Here is a 19190-nt window from a genome sequence, read left to right on the forward strand (position 1 = left end):
TTATATTCCGTAAATTAGGTTAAAATGTAAGTTTCAACTAAGTAACTTGAGTGTGATATACTGTTAATGAGGTGATTCTAAAATGCTTAAAGATGATGTTAAAAGAATAATTGATACACTTCCAGAAGACTGTTCAATTGAGGATATCCAGTATACCTTGTATGTTCACTCAAAAATTGAAAAGGGTCAAAGAGATATTGATCAGAACAATGTTTTGACTCAAGATCAAGTTAAAGAAAGGATGGATAAATGGCTGGGGCAAAACGATCAATAATTTGGACGGTATCTGCATTTAAAGATCTCCAGAATATCGTTGAGTTTATTTCTCAAGATTCTACTTATTATGGACTAGCTTTCTATGATGATATTATGAATAAAGCTCAAAGCCTAATAGACTTTCCACAAAGAGGGAGGATAGTTCCAGAGATGGATGATCCTAATTTGAGGGAAGTTTTTGTGCATAGATATAGATTAATTTATCAAATACATCCCAGCAATATAATTATTAAAACTATTGTTCACGGAGCAAGAGATATTTTTCAAATTGATGATAGATAAATTGCATAAAGAGAGGTATGACCATGCCCTGGCCAATGGTACACTTTTTAGTTTCAGAAAATTTATACAATGGAAATCCTAGTCCCAATCTCCTTTTAGGAAGCATTGCACCTGATGCCATTCATATGAGAGGAGAGATATCTAGACAAGAAAAAGGTATAACACATCTTGTACATAATGACCAGTTTCCTGCAGTAGAAGTAATCCTAGACACATTACATACATACTTGGAGCAAAAATCAGAGCAAGAGTGGAGAGGTTTTATAATAGGTTACTTTTCTCATGTTTATACGGATGTAATGTGGACGAATACCGTTTACGAGGACTTTGAGAATAATTTTAACGGAGATAAAATGGATCTTCGGAGGATATACAGACAAGAAGTTAGCCAATTAGAATTCGATCTGATGAAGTCCTCGAGGAACAGAAAAGTTACTGGATTTACTTCCAAAGGCTAATGGATACACCATCCATCCTTTTGTTAAACAACTTGAAGTGAAACATTACAGGGATAACAAGCTACAGTGGCTACTAGACAAAAATAATGAACCTCATATTTCTACTACATACTTCATACAAGACAAGATAATACACTTTATAAATGAGACTGCAAGAGAACTTAAAGAATTAGTATGGCTGGATTCAAATAAATAAAAATAAAATATGTAGAAGAATAGCAAATAGATGTAAACGTTGATAACCAAATAATAAATCAAAATGCCTCGTATCAATAAATTCAGGGGGCTGAAGCTTCGAAAGCGCAATATATGCAGGTTATTTTTAGGAGTTTGAAAGGAGTATTTTTATTATGATCTCAGTATTGCTGACATTACTGTTAAAGCGTTCTTCCAGCATAAAGTTCACCGAGGAGGAAATTGTAGCTTATGACAAGCTATTAACTGCGATTGGTGAAGGAAAGCTGATCACATATGACTTGAACTACCCCAAATACCGATTTCTGCAGTATGCTACATCTAAAAAAGAATATGTGCTACACGGGTCTAACAATCCAGATATTCATGAGTTTGAGCCTCGAAGACAAACTTTATATAATAACGAGTGGACGAAGGCTGTCTTTGCCACAACAGATTCAAATTGGGCCATTTTCTATGCAGTATTTAATCGTAGTCAATTAATCGGAAACTTTCGGAACGGGTGCATTATTAGAGGAAAGAGTAAATTTCATTATTTTTCTTTAAACGAATCTACGATGAAGCGTGACCCTTGGACTGATGGTGTGGTGTATCTTCTGCCAAAAGACACGTTCACTCATTCTGGTCAGGGAAAAATACAATTTGATGAGTGGATAAGCGAGGAGCCTGTCAAGCCTGTAGGAAGGCTAGCTATTGATTTAAATGATTTTACCTATAAAAATAAAGTCGCAGTACATAAAGATAACGAATCTATGGTAAAGACATGGTTATTGTATAAAGCTAGAATTCTAGTTGGTAGCTTGAAAAAAGTAAAAGTAGATCAAGTCTCAAGTTAAACTTCTTTAGAAAAATAAAAGGTAAAGGAATTAGATGATGAAAATATACAACAAAGTAATTCGTGATAATATTCCAGAGATCATTATGAAAAATGGCATGAAGTACGAAATACGAGAGTTAGATGACCAAACATTTCTAGAAGGACTTAAAGAGAAGTTAAATGAGGAAATCGATGAGTTTAAAGCGGAAGAAGATGTTGAAGAATTAGCAGATCTTCTAGAGGTTGTTTTTGCTATCGCTAGATTAAAAGGTGTTTCAAAAGACCAGTTGGAAGAGATACAAAAAAAGAAGGAAGTTACAAATGGGGGCTTTCACAAAAACTTATTTTTGGTTAAAACATATGAGTAAAGTAGAGATAAGAATACCTAAACTTGAGGACATTATGGATATACATCGTTTATTTCGCGTTGTCATTGAGGATACTTTCAATAAGGAAGGTTTATCATATTTAAAAGAAGATATTGAAATGGAAATAGACTCTAAGATTAAGTATCTAGACCAATCTCTGAAAAGGAATGGAGAGAGCAGATTCTTTTTGCTAGCTGTTAATGAAGATAAGATTATTGGGACAATTGAATACGGTCCATCTAGTCAGTTAATTAATGAGCTTACAAAGGGTGAGTTAAAGACTATTGTTGAAATGGGGACGGTATTTGTTGATCCTACACAGCAGCGAAATGGAATAGGACGTATGCTTTTTCGTGCATTACTTCTATCGATGAGAGCTAATGGAATAGATGAATTTTGTCTTGATAGCGGCTACAGGAGTGCACAGAAATATTGGACTAAGAAGCTTGGTCAGCCGGATTTTGTTTATAAGAGTTACTGGGGTGACGAGAACGATCATATGATTTGGAGAAGAAAGACAATTGATATTTTAGATGAGGGTACCAAAGGTGAATAAACCTAAAACCATAAATACCAGGAGTGGGAAAAGCAATGAATATAATACTAAGAATAGCTTGAGCATATTAAGTTGGAATTAGCAAATGAAATGCGTAAAGGCTTACTAGAAAGGTGTACTGACTTGCAGAATAATACATATATCGAAATCATTAGACCATCAGAGTATGTAAACTACTTAAGAAAATACTATATCATGATTAATGATTTTAATCATGGTACGATTGGTATCGATGAAACAGTAAAGGTAGAACTTGAACCAGGGGATTATGAAATTTACTTGAAGATCGACTGGTGTCAAAGTAATCATTTGAAATTTACCATTCATGAAGGAGACAGACTCATTTTTAACTGTGGATGTATGGTACAAGGGAAGAGTATTTGGAATCCGCTTAAGCTGTATTACTATACTTTTATTAAGAAGGAGGAGTATCTCTTTATTAGGAGGGACGAGAATAACAACAAGTGGGAATAGAAATATCCTGCCTTGAAAATGATTACAGTTATTAAACAAAGAAATTTGTATTACATTTATAAATATTACTAAGGTGAGAACGATCATATGTTTTGGGGAAGAAAGACAGTTGATATTCCTATTGAAAAGAAAAGCAATGTCGCTAAATTACAATTTTATGTTTGCATATAAAAAAATCTATCTTTATAGAAGAATTGGGTGGTTTTTAATAAATGCCAACTTTTTTATGCTTTTGTATACACTTCTAGATTTCCTTGAAGAATTAGAAACAAGAACAATAAATTCTAGAAGTAGATTCCATTTGATAATTTCAAGAGCAATTGCTTTCTTTGCTATCTTATTGGTTGTTATATTTATAGTTCTTTTACTCTCACTATTAATATACGTTTTCTTGTCGAGATTTTATGAAAATATAAATTTTAATTTTAATAAGTTACTAAATCCAATATTGCTAGTGACATTATTATTAATAGTACCTTTTTATACGAATTATAAAAATAAACTTTTAATATACTGTAGATTTTTCAAAAAATTGCTGGATATTGCTATATTAATTGCCTATGAATACAAAGGATCAAAACTTTTTTTTGAAATTATTATATTTGCTACTTTTGTTGTTTCTTGTATGTTTTTAACATTGAATTCTTTTTATATTTACTTTGATGATTTTCTTCTTGAAAATATATTTGGTGGGATAGAAGAAAAACTACTGGTTTTATTATTGTTTTTGTTTTCAGGTGCTTACTTTTCTTTGAGAATATTCTTTTTACCAGACAACAATTTGCGAGATAAATTTATTAAAGTGAAAAGTGAATTTAAATTATGGCTAATTGTATTTTTATCAACAACTGCATACCTATCAATTAGCTTATTTAATAACCCAGGAATGATGGAAATTATTTATTTTAGTTCTGCATTTCTAGTTTCTATGGTCAGAATCATTTCTACATACAAAGAACTTAGTAAATCAATTGATGAATACTTAGAGCAACTATCATTTGAAGAACATTATAAGTAATTTTAATGGGCACAACATATTGAATTGTGCTGATTTTCATTGTTTGTTGAAATGCCTTAGGGGATTTTCAAACAGTTGTTTGTATCAGTGCAGTATAATAATGATAAGGAATGTGAACTAATTAAATGTTCTCTAAATCAAGGATATTAAGACATAGCTTTCTTTTATAAATACATTTATTCTTCTGCCTGTGCCCATCAAATAGGGAACCCAACTGCAAGTAGTAGTTTAAAAAGAAATCCAGACGCAGATATCTTCAAACTGTATGATCTAGTATACTCTAGAGCTTCAAATCTTGAGTGGCTTGATGAAAGAGAATACACACAAGGTGAAGAGGTAGTGGAGATTAAACAGCAAAGAAACAGCCGCTTCTTTTTCCTGAATGGACATGCAAGTAAACTGCCAAAAGGAACGAAGGTCTCCTCCACTTACTTTAAAGGTAGTGATCGAGTTACCTTGCCCAGGTGGAGGGATAAGGATAATCGAAGACAAACAAAAAAGCAATGCAAACATTCATTTACATTACTTCCTGTTACAATTCATTTTCAATTAAACACGCTCAACTTTACCAGATTTAAGTGCTCTAGCACTTACGTAAACACGCTTAGGCTTACCGTCAACAAGGATTCTTACCTTTTGAACGTTAACGCCCCATTTACGTTTTGTTTTATTTTCAGCGTGACTTCTTTTGTTACCTGCTTTTGCACGCTTTCCTGTGATATAACATACGCGAGCCATGATTCCACCTCCTATAACCGATCTGAGATGTCTGAGATGAAAGAATTTGTCTATGTTCCATCCTCGAACTTTTATAAATACCTAAATAATAGTAGCACATCAGTATTTAAATTGCAATGTTGATTCTAAGATAATTAATAGATGATGCAACTAAAATAACGGTTATAAGTCAGCACTCTAAAAGTGTAAGAAGGTTAATATGCTTAAAAATATTAAAATTAAAGCTCGTAGTATTTATAATGTAGGTAAGCAGTATCATCAAACCAATTTTGCTTTCACACAAACATCCTATTAGTACTAACAAAATAATTAAGAAAAAAAACAATATTTTGCAAAAAAAATGTTTACATTTTATTTCCATTTGCAATACAATGTACTTGCAAGAAAAAACAAATACAAAAAGGAGGAATATCGAATATTTTAAAAATAGTTTCATAACAACAAGATGATTTATCTTCAAGAAAATAAATACTCATGATGATAATTCATGAAATGTAAAGGTGGTTATTTATATGAAGATAATAAGAAATGTTGTTTTAATGACTACGCTGATTTTATTAATTAGTATTACTTTGATGAACAGTTCTCTTGCTAATGATACTTCAACTGATGAAGTGACACTTGTTAGGGCTGAGCTTAATGAAGATACTATTTCCTCTGCAATTCAATTTAGAGAGCTTCATGGAATAGATAGCTCAGATGATTTTGTCAGAAACCTAATAGAGTCTAATTATCTGTACACAGAATTAGAGCAGCTTTTAGGATTTCCACTAACTAATGAAGAAATGGAAATAATATCTCAGAGAAATAAGCAACAAGAGGATTCAAATATTATCAGAGAATTTGTTGAACAAAACTATAATGATATCTACGCTGGATCCTTTTTTAATTCAAAGGATGGAAGCACTACAATCTTTCTAACAGAGATTACAAACATTGAGTTTAATCAAAATATAGATTATAATGACGTGACATTCGAAAAGGTTGATTATTCTTTAAATCAGCTAGTAGAAGTAAGGGATAGGCTAACTGAAAATGCAGAAAAGTTAGCTGAAATGAATGTTAATCTCTATTCAATAGATGAAGGGTCAAATAGAGTTATAGTTTATAGCGGTTTTGATGATGAAGTTGATATGGATAAAATTGGTCAAATTGTAGACTTGGATAAAATAACATTTAAAAAAGCAAATTTTAAACCTTTGAACAGTTTTGATTTAGAGCTTGGTGAGCATATTCAAGGTAGATCAGGGTTGAGGCGTTCTCAATGTTCAAGTGGTTTTTTTGCACAAAACAATTCAAGTCAAGATGTTCTCGTAACAGCTGGCCACTGTAATAGGATTTCAATTCCTATGTCTTGGTATAGAGGTAATTCGACTGATGACTTCATAGGGAATTTTCATTCTAAAGTTGTGGGAGAGTTTATATATGCAGACTCCTCTACTATATTATTGACAAATAACGTCAATATTCAACCTAGGATTGGATCATTTAATTTAACTAGTATTAATAATACTAGTGAAGGTTTAGGTAATACAATATACTATAAAGGATATGTATCAGGCGCAAATTTTGGTTCATACAACGGTGGGGTATGTATTCTATCAGGCACTCATCCAGATCCTGATGTTGGGAATATATGTGATCAAGGAATGGTTAGTAATACTTTTCCCTCTCAAGGAGATAGTGGCGGTGTGGTATTTACAGTTCCAATTGGTGCAAGATTACATGGGACTGTAACTGGGGGATTAGATACAAATAATGATGGAGTTTTTGACACATTAGTTTATTCGAAGATAGGAAATATAGTTAGTGAACTCAACTTAAGCGGAATATATATAGTTCAGTAATTTTTTTGCTAAATTTCACTAATGCATCCAAGTCTATTTTTAGACTTGGATGTCCAATTTTTACAAAACTTAATTGGAGGTCAGTATGCTTAAAAAGATACTAACATACATAACACTTCTTATATGTTTCTTACTTACCATTAATCTTTTCGGATGGCTACATATAAACACCTCTAGCATATCCTTTCACCCTTTTTTTCCCATAGGAGGATCAAGACAACTAATGCACTATGTTGCAGCTGCAATTCAATTTTTACTTCCTGTCATCTTGGGAGCCGTGTTAGGTTCTGTCCATGTATGGCGATTGTATAAACGTGATGGAGAATGGAACTTTAACTGGATTTTATTTTTGATTGTTGTCCCCCCTTTATTATTCATAGGGCTAATGAGTGTTTTGGGAAATCATTTGAATTACTACCCTACTTCATTACAGCCAGTGATAAACATAATTATACCTTTTCGAATTGTAGGACGGGAAATCGTCGATTATGCAAGCATTATTGCAGGATTTGTCTTCATGCTCTGCTTTTTTAAGAGGGAAACTTTTAAAAACAAGGATGTTGTAGTAAAATGAGACGTAACGATTTGAAAACTCTCGTTAGGGGGCTGGAATATGAGTGTGGAGATATCTACAGGATTAGGTCATATTGATGTATCCGTTGAAGTGATTGCTACATTAGCTGGCGGAGCGGCGTTAGACTGCTATGGGCTAGTAGGAATGGCTTCACGTCAACAGTTAAAGGATGGGATTACCGAGCTACTTGGTAAGGACAATCTTAGTAAGGGTGTTGTCGTTCGTGAGGATGAAGAAGGCATCCATGTGGATATGTACATTATCGTAAGCTACGGAACCAAGATTTCTGAGGTGGCTCACAATGTACAATCGAAGGTGAAATACACGTTAGAACAAACGGTTGGTTTAGACGTATCAACAGTGAATATTTTTGTTCAAGGAGTTCGTGTGATTCAGCCTTAGAGCTGTTTGTAGGATTGATTGTCACAACAAGTAGTTAGGAGGATCTTAGTATAGTGAAGCATCTTAAAGTTGATGGGCTATTGTTTGCTCAAATGATTCGTGAAGGGGCAAAAAACTTAACTAAACATGTCAAGGTGGTTGACTCCTTGAATGTGTTTCCTGTTCCAGATGGAGATACAGGGACGAACATGAATCTTTCATTTACTTCTGGTGTGAATGAAATGAATAAGGTGACGTCTGCCGATATCTCTGCGGTAACGAAAGCGCTTTCCAGAGGGCTTTTGATGGGGGCAAGAGGGAATTCAGGTGTTATTTTATCTCAGCTTTTTCGCGGCTTTTCCAAAAATGTTGAGACTGAGCGTGAGCTGAATGCGAAGCAGTTTGCTGTAGCGTTGAAAAAAGGGGTGGAAACAGCGTATAAGGCTGTGATGAAGCCTGTTGAAGGGACAATCCTTACCGTTTCGAAGGATGCCGCCAATGCTGCTGAAAAAATAGTAAAACAGACAGATGACATTATGGTCGTGATGGAGACAGTTCTCCAAGAGGCGAAGGATTCCCTAAAGCGTACTCCAGATTTATTACCTATCCTGAAACAGGTGGGAGTAGTGGATTCTGGTGGTCAAGGATTAGTCTACGTCTATGAAGGATTTATGGCTGCTCTTAAAGGGGAAACCATTGATGATGAATCCTCTGTTGCTCCAGCACAAGGCTACGATGTGAAGGAGAATAAAGAGGAGCATGTTCGCGACGAGGTTGCGGAAATGATGGCAGCTGGCGTTCTATCTGTAGAGGATATAGAGTTCGGCTACTGTACGGAATTTATGATTAAGCTTGACGCTAAAAGGAAGTCCTATTTTAACGAAGCTCATTTTAGAGGGCAGATGAATCAGTTTGGAGATTCCCTACTGGTTATTTCTGATGATGAGCTAGTGAAGGTACATATCCATGCGGAGGAGCTATCTAAGGTCATGGAGCTTGCTCAAAGCTACGGTGGCTTAATGAATATTAAAATTGAGAACATGCGTGAGCAGTTCTTAAGTATCGCGGAAGCTCAGGATGGACAGCCTGCCGAGCAACAAAGTACAGCAAGTACCGCGGCGGCTCAAGAGGCAAAGGACTATGGGTTAATAGCGGTTGCCATGGGTGATGGCATAGGAAAAATGTTCAAGGGCTTAGGGGTTGATGTGGTCATCCAAGGTGGTCAAACGATGAACCCTAGCACAGAGGATTTTGTGAAGGCGATAGAGCAACTAAACGCAAAAGAAATTATAATTCTTCCTAACAATAGTAATATTATTTTGGCTGCTGAACAGTCTGCTGATCTAGTGGATGCCTCTGTTACAGTTATTCCTACTAAAAATGTACCACAGGCGATGACCGCTTTATTGCATTTTAATCCTGATGTAAGCATTGATGTGAATCAGAAGCGAATGCTTGATGCGAAAAATCATATTAAATCTGGACAGGTTACGTTTGCTGTCCGAGATACAGAGATTGATGGTGTTCAGATTCGTAAGGATGACTTCATGGGGATTTTCGATGGGAAAATTGTGACCACAGCTCCTGATGCTGACACAACCGTAAAGCAGCTTCTAGAGAAAATGATTGATGATGAAAGCGAAGTTGTCACTGTGATTATTGGTGATGGTGTTGAGGAGGATCAAGCTGAGACTCTTGTGGATGAGCTAGAAGGACAGTTTGATCACGTGGAAATTGAGGTTCATCAAGGTGGACAGCCACTTTATGCTTATATTGTCTCTGTCGAATAAACAAAGTTCGTAGTATAATAGTAAGTAGTAGTAACATTCCTATTTGAGTAGAATAGGAATGTTTGCTATGTGTGCATGTTTATTTATAATTAGGGTAAAAGAGTGGCAGAAGCAGTACAAGTAATGCTTAATTATCATATATTAATTATGATCAGAAGGTGGTGGCTCCATTGAAATATAGAACGGTTTTTGACATTATCGGCCCAATAATGATTGGTCCTTCTAGCTCTCATACAGCTGGTGCAGCAAGAATAGGAAAAGTGGCTAGAAATATCTTTGGTCGAAAGCCTGAGCGGGCAGAGATTACGTTTTATGGTTCTTTTGCTCAGACGTATAAGGGGCATGGTACAGAGGTAGCAACGATAGGAGGAATCCTAGATCTAGATACACATGATGAAGGAATAATCCGAGCTAAGGAGTTAGCCCAGGAACAAGGTATAGATATCAGTGTAAAAACGAGTGAAGAAGAAACAGAGCATCCGAATACAGCGAAGATTAAGCTATTCGATCAGCAAGGAGATATTGAAATAGTAGGAATCTCTATTGGTGGTGGAAATATTGAAATTATTTCTATGAATGGCTTTAATCTTAGACTATCAGGGCATCACCCTGCGTTACTTGTTCTACACGAGGATCGCTACGGGATGATCGCAGCCGTATCAAACATTTTAAGTAAATATCAGGTGAACATCGGCCATATGGAGGTAGCCCGGAAATCAAAGGGCTCTGAAGCTTTAATGGCTATCGAATCAGATCAACAGATTCCCGATGAATTGCTAGAAGAAATTAGACAAATCCCATTTATTCTTACTGTGACAAGATTGCAGGCATAATGGTGCATACTAGAGAAAGGAGGCTATTTCAATGAAAACATTTAAAAATGTCGCAGAGCTATTAACCATATGCCAAGAGGAGCAGAAGAAGATTGCTGATGTGATGATTGAGCAGGAAATTGAGATTTCTGGAAAGTCTAGAGAGGAAATCTGGACACAGATGGAAAAGGCCTTTGAGATCATGGAAAAGGCTGTACACCGTGGAATTACGGAGGATGTGCGCTCTCATAGCGGACTTACAGGGGGAGCGGGCAAAAAGCTCCAAGAGTATATTGCGACTGGAAACTTTCTTTCGGGAGAGACCGTATTAGATGCGGTTAGTAAAGCGATGGCTACCAATGAAGTGAATGCAGCAATGGGAACGATTTGTGCCACACCTACGGCAGGAGCTGCAGGTATCGTACCGGGCTGTTTATTCAGTGTTTCTCAAAAGTTGAATGCAACAAGAGAACAGCAAATTGAGTTTCTATTTACCTCTGGAGCTATTGGCTATGTGATTGCCAATAATGCGTTTATTGCAGGGGCTACAGGAGGTTGTCAAGCTGAGACAGGCTCTGCCTCTGCTATGGCAGCAGCAGCTATTGTAGAGATGGCTGGCGGAACACCAGAGCAATCTTCACATGCGATGGCGATTGCCCTTCAGAATATGCTCGGTTTAGTTTGTGATCCAGTTGCCGGATTAGTGGAAGTACCTTGTGTAAAAAGAAACGCAATTGGTGCATCAATTGCCATGGTTGCAGCAGACATGGCTTTAGCTGGTATAACCTTTATTATTCCAGCCGATGAGGTTATTGATGCGATGTATAAGATCGGAAAGGTTATGCCTCATACATTAAAAGAAACCGCATTGGGGGGATTGGCAGCCACACCAACCGGAAAAGCCCTTGAAGCTAAAGTGTTTGGTGCGAAGCCGAATTGATGTGAAACATCCATTACAGCAGTCCATTACAACATTACAAGGTGTAGGAGAGGAGCGCGCAAGCGACCTCTCCTTATTAGGTGTCCGTACAATCAGTGATTTGCTTCAATACTTTCCCTATAAGCATGAGGATCGCCGGATAAGAGACCTAACAGAAGTGGGACACGAGGAGAAGGTAACCATAGAAGGTCAGATTCACAGTGAGCCTGCTGTGCGTTTTTATGGTCGTAAAAAGTCCAGAATGACCGTCCGTGTGTTAGTGGACAATAGATATTTAGTTACATGTATTCTCTTTAATCGCCATTTTGCCAAGAAGCAATTTACTATAGGGAAAACCGCCTTTTTTACAGGGAAGCTGGACAAGCATAGAATGCAGCTAACCGTACAGGATTACTCTTTTCAGCCTAAGCGTCAGCCTGATGCTGAGCAGGATGCAGGGGGAATTGTTCCCGTGTACACGGTAGGTGAGCATGTTTCAACGAAGTTTTTACATAAGTTAATCGAGCAAGCTCTTCAAAAGTATCAAGATCATATTGTGGAAATCTTGCCTAATGCCCTTATTCAGAAATATAAGCTTATGGAAAGAAGAAATGCGATAAAAGCCATCCATTTACCTCAGGATATGGATGAGTTCAAGCTGGCGAAAAGAAGGATGATTTATGAGGAGTTCTTTTTGTTCCAGTTAAAAATGCACGCTCTACGTCGTACAAAGCGTGAGCAAATTGAAGGGGTAGCTCATCAGATTGATACAGAACAAATTCAGCATTTTCTAAGCAGTCTCCCCTACAAGCTGACCAATGCACAGCAAAACGCTTTACAGGACATTACCAAGGATATGACCTCAACAAGCGCTATGAACCGTCTTTTGCAGGGGGATGTAGGTTCAGGGAAAACGGCAGTTGCTGCTATTGCTTTGTATGCCTCCAATACAGCAGGCTGTCAGGGAGCAATTATGGTTCCTACCGAAATTCTAGCCGAGCAGCATTATCAGTCGATGCAGAGTTTTTTCAAGGATACCTCTGTACAAATTGCTCTGCTAACGGGAAGCAGTAAGGCGAAGGAAAGACGGGAAATCCTTGCTGGCCTTCAAATGGGACTAATCGATATTGTGATTGGGACACACGCCTTAATTCAAGACACGGTTGTATTCTCAAAGCTTGGATTAGTTGTCATCGACGAGCAGCATCGCTTTGGGGTAGAACAGCGGCGTAAATTGCGTCAAAAAGGGACCTCTCCAGATGTTCTATTTATGACAGCTACTCCTATTCCTAGAACTCTTGCCATCACAGCCTTTGGTGATATGGATGTATCTGTGATTGATGAGCTACCAGCGGGCCGGAAACGGATTGAGACATATTGGGTGAAGCCGGATATGTTTGATCGTGCTCTAGATTTTATTAGGAAAGAGCTGGCGGCAGGTAGACAGGCGTATTTCATTTGTCCGTTAATTGAAGAATCGGAAAAGCTTGATGTACAAAATGCGATTGATGTTCATGCACAGCTTACCCAAGCGTTACCACAGTTTAAGGTGGCTCTTTTACATGGCAGACTACATAGTGATGAAAAAGAAACAGTAATGAGAGAGTTTTCTCAGAATGAGGCGCAGCTATTGGTTTCAACAACAGTTGTTGAGGTTGGAGTTAATGTACCCAATGCGACGTTAATGATTGTTCAGGATGCCGATCGATTTGGCTTATCTCAGCTTCATCAGCTACGAGGTAGGGTAGGGCGAGGTGAGCATCAGTCCTACTGTATCTTAATAGCTGATCCAAAGTCTGAGATAGGTATGGAACGCATGAGGATTATGAAGGAAACCAGTGACGGCTTTGAGCTAGCTCAACAGGATTTGGAGCTACGCGGACCAGGGGACTTCTTCGGAACAAAGCAAAGCGGTTTGCCAGAATTTGTCTTTGGAGACATGATTCATGATTATCGGATTCTTGAGATTGCTAGAGATGATGCAGCTAAGCTTGTTCAAAGTGATGCATTCTGGCAGGAGCAAATATATCCGCAGTTGCTAGAGTACCTTGTTCATGAAGGTGTTTTGGATAGTGAAACACTGGACTAAGACAATTTGGGATGCAAATAAAGTGAAATGTACGGAAAGAGAACAAGGATATTAAGAATACCTCCTCGAAGTATTATGAAATAATGTTATGTCTAAAAATAATTACGATAGTAGGGGTCTTAGATCTAAATTATGCCAGAAGTAAAATTATTTATTAATCGGGAGGCATCAACCAATGTTTGAAAGCCTCCTCACACTTTAAAAAGCATAAAAGAGCATTTGTTTTTGGATTGGACTTATAACTCAAATGCTATAGAAGGAAATGCATTAACACTATCAGAGAAAAAAGTAGCATTTGGAGTTGATGAAACAGGGTTACCCACCGATTATTATCGAAAAAGTAAATAGATTACAATATTATATAGCACTTGATATAGCCCATGCCACTGGTAACTATGAAGATTTTATACAAATAGTAGTGGAAGGGCTAGATAGAGTATTTGATCTCTATTTTAAAGTTATTTAGTACTATAATTTCGCACTGTGATGAGACCTCTACTAATGTAAAGCTTAACATTGGTTCATCATTGTATTAAGATCAAGAGTTATAAAAGGAACGAAGAGAATTAGGATTAAGATCACTCTTGAGATTTGGCGGGCTAAGCTACTTCACTTGCTAATCCTTATAAAGGTGGTCTTATTTTATTTATACATGCTCAGCTTTCATTCTGTTGTAAATAAATGGTTTGCTAATTCTATGGATAGTGCTATATACTAGTATTAGTACTTGGTACTAATACTTTGTGTCACAACATATATTTTACTAAGAAAAGTACCATAATAAGTAAATCAAACAAGTAATTTATGAGTAAGAAGATATATGTAAGTTGATGAAGGGCCTCAGATGCTAGGTGGTGACAAGATGGCTAAACGCTCTAAGAAGGAAAGACAGGATCTGCTTCTAGATACATTAAAAAAGAATCCCTTTATGACAGATGAGGAGTTATCTGAGCTGTTTCAGGTCAGTGTCCAAACGATTCGTTTGGATCGTTTAGAAAAAGCAATACCTGAGCTTAGAGAACGAATTAAAACGGTTGCTGAGCAAAATTATGATGAAGTGCGCTCTTTACTGGCTCATGAGGTTATTGGGGAAATTATAGATTTACAGCTTGACCAAAGCGCTATTTCTATATTAGATATCCGATCGGAGCATGTATTTACAAGAAACCAAATCGCACGGGGTCATCATTTGTTTGCTCAAGCTAATTCATTAGCTGTAGCGATTATCAATGATGAGCTCGCTTTAACTGCGTCTGCTGAGATTCGCTTCTTACGTGCGGTAAAACTAGGTGAGCGGGTTGTTGCCAAAGCGAAGGTTGAAGAAAAAGCAGAGGATCGGACAAAGGTGCAGGTAGAATCCTATATTGGGGAAGAATTAGTTTTTTCAGGTCGCTTCATCGTTTTCCGTAGTGATCATCAAAGAACCTAAAATTAAGGAGCTGGCAGCTACAATGAAAATTGCTCTGGATGCTATGGGTGGGGATCACGCTCCAAAATCAATCGTTGATGGAGCCCTTTTAGCCCTTGAGGAATTTAAGGATATTGAACTTGTTTTAGTAGGGAAGGAGCAGGAGATTCTGGCTCACCTTCCCGAGTCTACAGATCGTTCAAGAGTACAAATCGTGCATACTGAAGAAGTCATTGAAACAGATGAGGAGCCTGTTAAAGCGGTAAGGCGCAAGAAGGATTCCTCTTTAGTTACAGCCACTAGACTTGTTAAGGAGAAAGAGGTTCAAGCCTGTATATCAGCAGGGAATACAGGAGCCTATATGACAGCAGGCTTATTAGTAACTGGTCGAATTAAGGGAATAGAGCGTCCTGCTTTAGCTACGTATTTCCCTACAGTATCGGGGAAGTTTTGCTTAGTGCTAGACGTAGGAGCGAACCTAGAGGCGAAACCGAGTCACTTGCTGCAATATGCTCAAATGGGCTTAATCTATGCAGAAAACGTGATGGGTATTTCCAATCCTAAGGTTGGATTGCTGAATGTCGGTACTGAGGACGGCAAAGGAAATGATTTGTCTAAGCAGACATTTGCTTTATTAAAGGATCATATTCCTCAATTTCACGGCAATGTTGAAGCAAGAGACGTTCCTTTTGGAGTGACAGATGTCGTGGTGTGTGACGGTTTTTCCGGTAATGTCTTGCTTAAGACGGCGGAGGGAACAGGTGGAGCTATCTTTGCCATGCTAAAAGAGGAGCTTACCAAAAACCTAGCAAATAAGCTCGCTACGCTAGTTTTGAAATCTAGCTTTAAAAAAATTAAAAAATCCATGGATTACGCTGAATATGGTGGTGTTCCGCTACTAGGCTTAGCAGGAGGCTGTATTAAAGCCCATGGCTCATCAGAGGGATATGCCATTAAAAACGCAATCGCTCAGGCAAGAGAGTTTATTCAGCAGGACGTGCTTGAAGCTATTCAAAGCGCGGTACAGAAAGAGAGTGAAGAACAGTGATCAATCAAGCGGTAGGGATTCTTGGAACAGGCTCATTTATGCCTGAAAAAGTATTAACAAATGCAGATTTAGAAAAAATGGTGGATACGTCCGATGAGTGGATTATTACACGAACAGGGATACGCGAAAGAAGAGTGGCCGATGAGCATACAGCTTCTTCTGATCTTGCCTATGAAGCGAGCTTAAAAGCGCTGGAAAACTCGGGCGTAAAAGCTGAGGATATAGATGTCATTATTGTAGCTACAGTAACTCCAGATATGTCTTTTCCATCTACGGCTTGTATTTTACAGGAGAAGTTAGGAGCGAAAAAAGCGGCTGCTTTTGATCTGTCTGCTGCTTGCTCTGGCTTTTTATATGGAGTAACGACGGCTGCTCAATTTATCCAAAATGGTTTGTATAAGCATGCTTTAATTGTTGGAGTAGAGTGTCTATCCAAAATTACAAACTGGGAAGACCGCAATACCTGTGTCTTATTTGGTGATGGGGCTGGAGCCGTAGTAATGGGGCCAACGGAAGAAGGATATGGGTTTTTATCCTATGAGCTTGGAGCTGATGGTAGTGGTGGTCCTTTGCTTCAGCAGCCAGGAGGAGGATCTCGTAATCCGTTATCCCCTACTTTGTTAGAAAATGACATGCAATATATTAAAATGAGCGGTGGAGATGTGTTTAAGTTTGCTGTACGAGTGATGGAGCAGGTATCTGAGTCGGTGATTGAAAAAGCTGGACTAAAGAAAGAGGATGTATCCTTACTTGTTCCTCACCAAGCGAATCTTCGAATCATTGATGCTGCACGGAAACGGTTAGATCTAGATACAGATCGTGTCGTGATTAATTTAGATAGGTATGGGAATATGTCTTCAGCCTCTATTCCTGTTGCGTTAGACGAAGCGATAAAAGAAGGCAGAGTTAAAAAAGGTGATGTACTTGTTCTTGTCGGTTTTGGCGGAGGTTTAACCTGGGGTGGTAGTGTCATTCGTTGGAATATGTAGACATTACAAATGGAATTATGAACAACCATCGTGGATTAGAAAGTGAGGAAATAAACGTGAGTAAAACAGCTTTTATCTTTCCCGGTCAAGGCTCACAGCATGTTGGCATGGGACTTGAGCTTGCTGAGCATTATCCTGAAGCGAAGGAAATCTTTGAACAAGCGGATAACGCATTAGGTTATTCATTATCTAAGCTATGCTTTGAAGGACCAGAAGAGGATTTGAAGCTTACCTATCATACACAACCAGCTATCTTAACAACGAGTATCGCTTTTTATGAAGTGTTCAAAAAGCATACTCAGAAGCCTACGTATGTTGCGGGCCATAGCCTAGGAGAATATTCTGCTCTTGTGGCAGCAGAAGCGTTAGCTTTTGAGGATGCTGTTCAAATCGTACGTAAGCGTGGACAGTTTATGGACGAAGCGGTTCCGGCAGGCGAAGGAGCTATGGCTGCCGTTATAGGTGGTGAACGCGAGGTTATTGGGCAAATATGTGAGGAGATCACTTTGACAGGTAACTCCGTACAAATGGCCAATATGAACTGTCCAGGTCAAATTGTTATATCTGGAACGAAGGAAGGCGTTGAGCAAGCTGGAGTTAAGCTTAAGGAAGCAGGAGGAGTACGTCGGGTGATTCCTCTAGTTGTAAGTGGACCGTTCCATTCTGATCTGATGAAGCCTGCTGCTAGTAAGCTGTCCCATGTGTTAGAGGGGACAACGTTCCAAACGGCGAAGGTTCCTGTAGTCACCAATGTGGATGCACGTCCAGTCATGCTCGGTGAAGATATTGAACATGCCTTAGTCGAACAGGTTTTTTCTCCGGTTTTATGGGAGGACTCCATCCAATGGATGATTGAAGCAGGGGTAAGTACGTTTATCGAAATTGGCCCTGGTCAAGTACTGTCAGGGTTGGTGAAAAAGATCAACAAGGAAGTGACCCATTATTCTGTCTCTGATCTAGCATCACTTGAAAAGGCTATACAATCTCAAGGCTGATAAAGAATACATTGTTAGTTTTATATGAAAAAGGAGGGGACAAATGTGAGCTTACAAGGAAAAGTAGCTCTTGTCACAGGTGGGGCACGCGGAATCGGACGTGCGATCTCACTGGAGCTAGCCAAGGCTGGTGCTGATGTAGCCATTAACTATGGCGGTAGTGAGGCTGCGGCTGTTGAGCTTGTAAAGGAAATTGAAGCGCTTGGACAAAAAGCTTTAGCGATTCAAGCCAATGTTGCTGAATCCGAAAGTGTCCAAGCTATGGTTAAACAAGTAGTAGAGCATTTTGGACAGTTAGATATTCTAGTAAATAACGCAGGAATTACTCGAGACAATCTACTGATGAGAATGAAGGAAGAGGAATGGGATGACGTGATTAACGTCAACCTAAAGGGCGTATTTAACTGTATCAAAGCGGTTACTCGTCAAATGATGAAGCAACGCTCTGGCCGGATGATTAATATCTCCTCTGTTGTTGGAGTGCTTGGAAACCCTGGGCAAGCAAATTATGTAGCGGCGAAGGCGGGAGTCATCGGCTTAACGAAAACAACGGCTCGTGAACTAGCTTCAAGAGGAATTACCGTTAATGCGATTGCACCAGGATTTATTGAAACGGAAATGACAGCTAAGCTAGGTGAGGACATTCAGGAGGGCATTTTATCTCAAATTCCACTTGCCCGGTTAGGTCAGGCTGAAGAAATTGCGAAGGCTGTTCGTTTTCTGGCATCTGATGATGCCGCTTATATTACCGGTCAAACCCTACATGTTGATGGCGGAATGGCGATGCCGTAATGTAACAATTTCTGCGTTGCAGTTGTCGAGTAAAAAAAAATGGGCAATGATTGTACTAAGTAGCTTTTTCTAATATAATCTGTGAGAGGAGGTGAGCAAGCGTGGCAGAAGTTTTTGATCGTGTAAAAAAGATTATCGTTGACCGTCTCGATGTAGATGAGGCTGAAGTTAAGCTTGAAGCGTCCTTCAAGGATGATCTAGGTGCTGATTCTTTAGATGTTGTTGAATTAGTGATGGAGCTTGAAGACGAATTTGATCTTGAAATTTCAGATGAAGAGGCAGAAAAAATTTCTACAGTAGGTGAGGTTGTGACCTACATAGAGGCTAATCAATAAGATCTGAAAATAGAAAATGGATAAGTCCC

General features: G+C 38.3%; 22 protein-coding genes. 21 read left to right on the plus strand and 1 reads right to left on the minus strand.

The window, feature by feature from the left end; genetic code table 11:
- Positions 1 to 82 precede the first annotated feature (82 nt).
- The 8 genes from J2S11_RS15875 (at position 83) to J2S11_RS15910 (ending at position 4444) form a co-directional block, all read left to right on the plus strand.
- Positions 83 to 274, plus strand: coding sequence for a hypothetical protein (locus J2S11_RS15875; protein WP_307396174.1), 192 nt, complete (start codon positions 83 to 85; stop codon positions 272 to 274).
- Positions 250 to 558: a type II toxin-antitoxin system RelE/ParE family toxin gene (locus tag J2S11_RS15880; protein ID WP_307396175.1), complete on the plus strand. Its 309-nt coding sequence runs from the start codon at positions 250 to 252 to the stop codon at positions 556 to 558. The genes J2S11_RS15875 and J2S11_RS15880 overlap by 25 nt, the downstream gene beginning before the upstream one ends.
- Positions 559 to 581: 23 nt before the next feature.
- Positions 582 to 1016: a zinc dependent phospholipase C family protein gene (locus J2S11_RS15885; protein WP_307396177.1), complete on the plus strand. Its 435-nt coding sequence runs from the start codon at positions 582 to 584 to the stop codon at positions 1014 to 1016.
- Positions 1017 to 1366: 350 nt separating this feature from the next.
- Positions 1367 to 2047: a hypothetical protein gene (locus J2S11_RS15890; RefSeq protein ID WP_307396179.1), complete on the plus strand. Its 681-nt coding sequence runs from the start codon at positions 1367 to 1369 to the stop codon at positions 2045 to 2047.
- A 34-nt stretch (positions 2048 to 2081) separates the two neighbouring features.
- Positions 2082 to 2396 (plus strand): nucleoside triphosphate pyrophosphohydrolase, encoded by a 315-nt coding sequence (locus tag J2S11_RS15895; RefSeq protein WP_307396181.1) that lies wholly within the window; start codon positions 2082 to 2084, stop codon positions 2394 to 2396.
- Entirely contained in the window at positions 2389 to 2952 is a 564-nt protein-coding gene (locus J2S11_RS15900; protein ID WP_307396183.1) for a GNAT family N-acetyltransferase, read from the plus strand. Before J2S11_RS15895 ends, J2S11_RS15900 begins: the two co-directional genes overlap by 8 nt.
- 123 nt (positions 2953 to 3075) lie before the next feature.
- Positions 3076 to 3426 carry a hypothetical protein gene (locus tag J2S11_RS15905; RefSeq protein ID WP_307396184.1) on the plus strand — a complete coding sequence of 117 codons (351 nt, stop codon included), beginning with the start codon at positions 3076 to 3078 and terminating at the stop codon, positions 3424 to 3426.
- Between the two features lie 121 nt (positions 3427 to 3547).
- On the plus strand, positions 3548 to 4444 hold the full coding sequence (locus J2S11_RS15910; RefSeq protein WP_307396186.1) for a hypothetical protein: 897 nt from the start codon (positions 3548 to 3550) through the stop codon (positions 4442 to 4444).
- A 549-nt stretch (positions 4445 to 4993) separates the two neighbouring features.
- Here J2S11_RS15910 and rpmB read toward each other — a convergent pair.
- Positions 4994 to 5182, minus strand: a complete 189-nt coding sequence (gene rpmB, locus J2S11_RS15915) for a 50S ribosomal protein L28 (RefSeq protein WP_307396188.1) — start codon at positions 5180 to 5182, stop codon at positions 4994 to 4996.
- A 512-nt stretch (positions 5183 to 5694) separates the two neighbouring features.
- Here rpmB and J2S11_RS15920 point away from each other — a divergent pair.
- The 13 genes from J2S11_RS15920 (at position 5695) to acpP (ending at position 19161) form a co-directional block, all read left to right on the plus strand.
- Positions 5695 to 7029, plus strand: a complete 1335-nt coding sequence (locus J2S11_RS15920; protein ID WP_307396189.1) for a chymotrypsin family serine protease — start codon at positions 5695 to 5697, stop codon at positions 7027 to 7029.
- A gap of 223 nt (positions 7030 to 7252) precedes the next feature.
- On the plus strand, positions 7253 to 7603 hold the full coding sequence (locus tag J2S11_RS15925; protein WP_307396190.1) for a hypothetical protein: 351 nt from the start codon (positions 7253 to 7255) through the stop codon (positions 7601 to 7603).
- A gap of 39 nt (positions 7604 to 7642) precedes the next feature.
- Positions 7643 to 8005: an Asp23/Gls24 family envelope stress response protein gene (locus tag J2S11_RS15930; RefSeq protein ID WP_307396191.1), complete on the plus strand. Its 363-nt coding sequence runs from the start codon at positions 7643 to 7645 to the stop codon at positions 8003 to 8005.
- Between the two features lie 92 nt (positions 8006 to 8097).
- The gene (locus J2S11_RS15935) at positions 8098 to 9774 is read left to right on the plus strand and encodes a DAK2 domain-containing protein (RefSeq protein ID WP_307396323.1); all 1677 of its coding nucleotides are present in this window, start codon (positions 8098 to 8100) and stop codon (positions 9772 to 9774) included.
- A gap of 170 nt (positions 9775 to 9944) precedes the next feature.
- Positions 9945 to 10607: an L-serine ammonia-lyase, iron-sulfur-dependent subunit beta gene (sdaAB, locus tag J2S11_RS15940; RefSeq protein WP_307396193.1), complete on the plus strand. Its 663-nt coding sequence runs from the start codon at positions 9945 to 9947 to the stop codon at positions 10605 to 10607.
- Between the two features lie 31 nt (positions 10608 to 10638).
- A complete protein-coding gene (gene sdaAA / locus J2S11_RS15945) occupies positions 10639 to 11526 on the plus strand; it encodes an L-serine ammonia-lyase, iron-sulfur-dependent, subunit alpha (RefSeq protein ID WP_307396195.1) in 888 nt (295 codons plus the stop codon).
- 1 nt (position 11527) lies between these two features.
- Positions 11528 to 13594 carry an ATP-dependent DNA helicase RecG gene (recG, locus tag J2S11_RS15950; RefSeq protein ID WP_307396197.1) on the plus strand — a complete coding sequence of 689 codons (2067 nt, stop codon included), beginning with the start codon at positions 11528 to 11530 and terminating at the stop codon, positions 13592 to 13594.
- Between the two features lie 862 nt (positions 13595 to 14456).
- A complete protein-coding gene (gene fapR, locus J2S11_RS15955) occupies positions 14457 to 15023 on the plus strand; it encodes a transcription factor FapR (protein WP_307396199.1) in 567 nt (188 codons plus the stop codon).
- 22 nt (positions 15024 to 15045) lie between these two features.
- Positions 15046 to 16050, plus strand: a complete 1005-nt coding sequence (gene plsX / locus J2S11_RS15960) for a phosphate acyltransferase PlsX (protein WP_307396202.1) — start codon at positions 15046 to 15048, stop codon at positions 16048 to 16050.
- Positions 16051 to 16088: 38 nt separating this feature from the next.
- Positions 16089 to 17039, plus strand: coding sequence for a beta-ketoacyl-ACP synthase III (locus J2S11_RS15965; RefSeq protein WP_307396324.1), 951 nt, complete (start codon positions 16089 to 16091; stop codon positions 17037 to 17039).
- A gap of 56 nt (positions 17040 to 17095) precedes the next feature.
- Positions 17096 to 18034 carry an ACP S-malonyltransferase gene (gene fabD / locus J2S11_RS15970; protein ID WP_307396325.1) on the plus strand — a complete coding sequence of 313 codons (939 nt, stop codon included), beginning with the start codon at positions 17096 to 17098 and terminating at the stop codon, positions 18032 to 18034.
- A gap of 45 nt (positions 18035 to 18079) precedes the next feature.
- Positions 18080 to 18826 (plus strand): 3-oxoacyl-[acyl-carrier-protein] reductase, encoded by a 747-nt coding sequence (gene fabG / locus J2S11_RS15975; RefSeq protein WP_370875546.1) that lies wholly within the window; start codon positions 18080 to 18082, stop codon positions 18824 to 18826.
- A gap of 101 nt (positions 18827 to 18927) precedes the next feature.
- A complete protein-coding gene (gene acpP, locus J2S11_RS15980) occupies positions 18928 to 19161 on the plus strand; it encodes an acyl carrier protein (protein WP_307396206.1) in 234 nt (77 codons plus the stop codon).
- The last annotated feature ends 29 nt before the right edge of the window (positions 19162 to 19190 follow it).

It is taken from the genome of Bacillus horti (genome assembly GCF_030813115.1).
Lineage (GTDB): Bacteria > Bacillota > Bacilli > Caldalkalibacillales > JCM-10596 > Bacillus_CH > Bacillus_CH horti.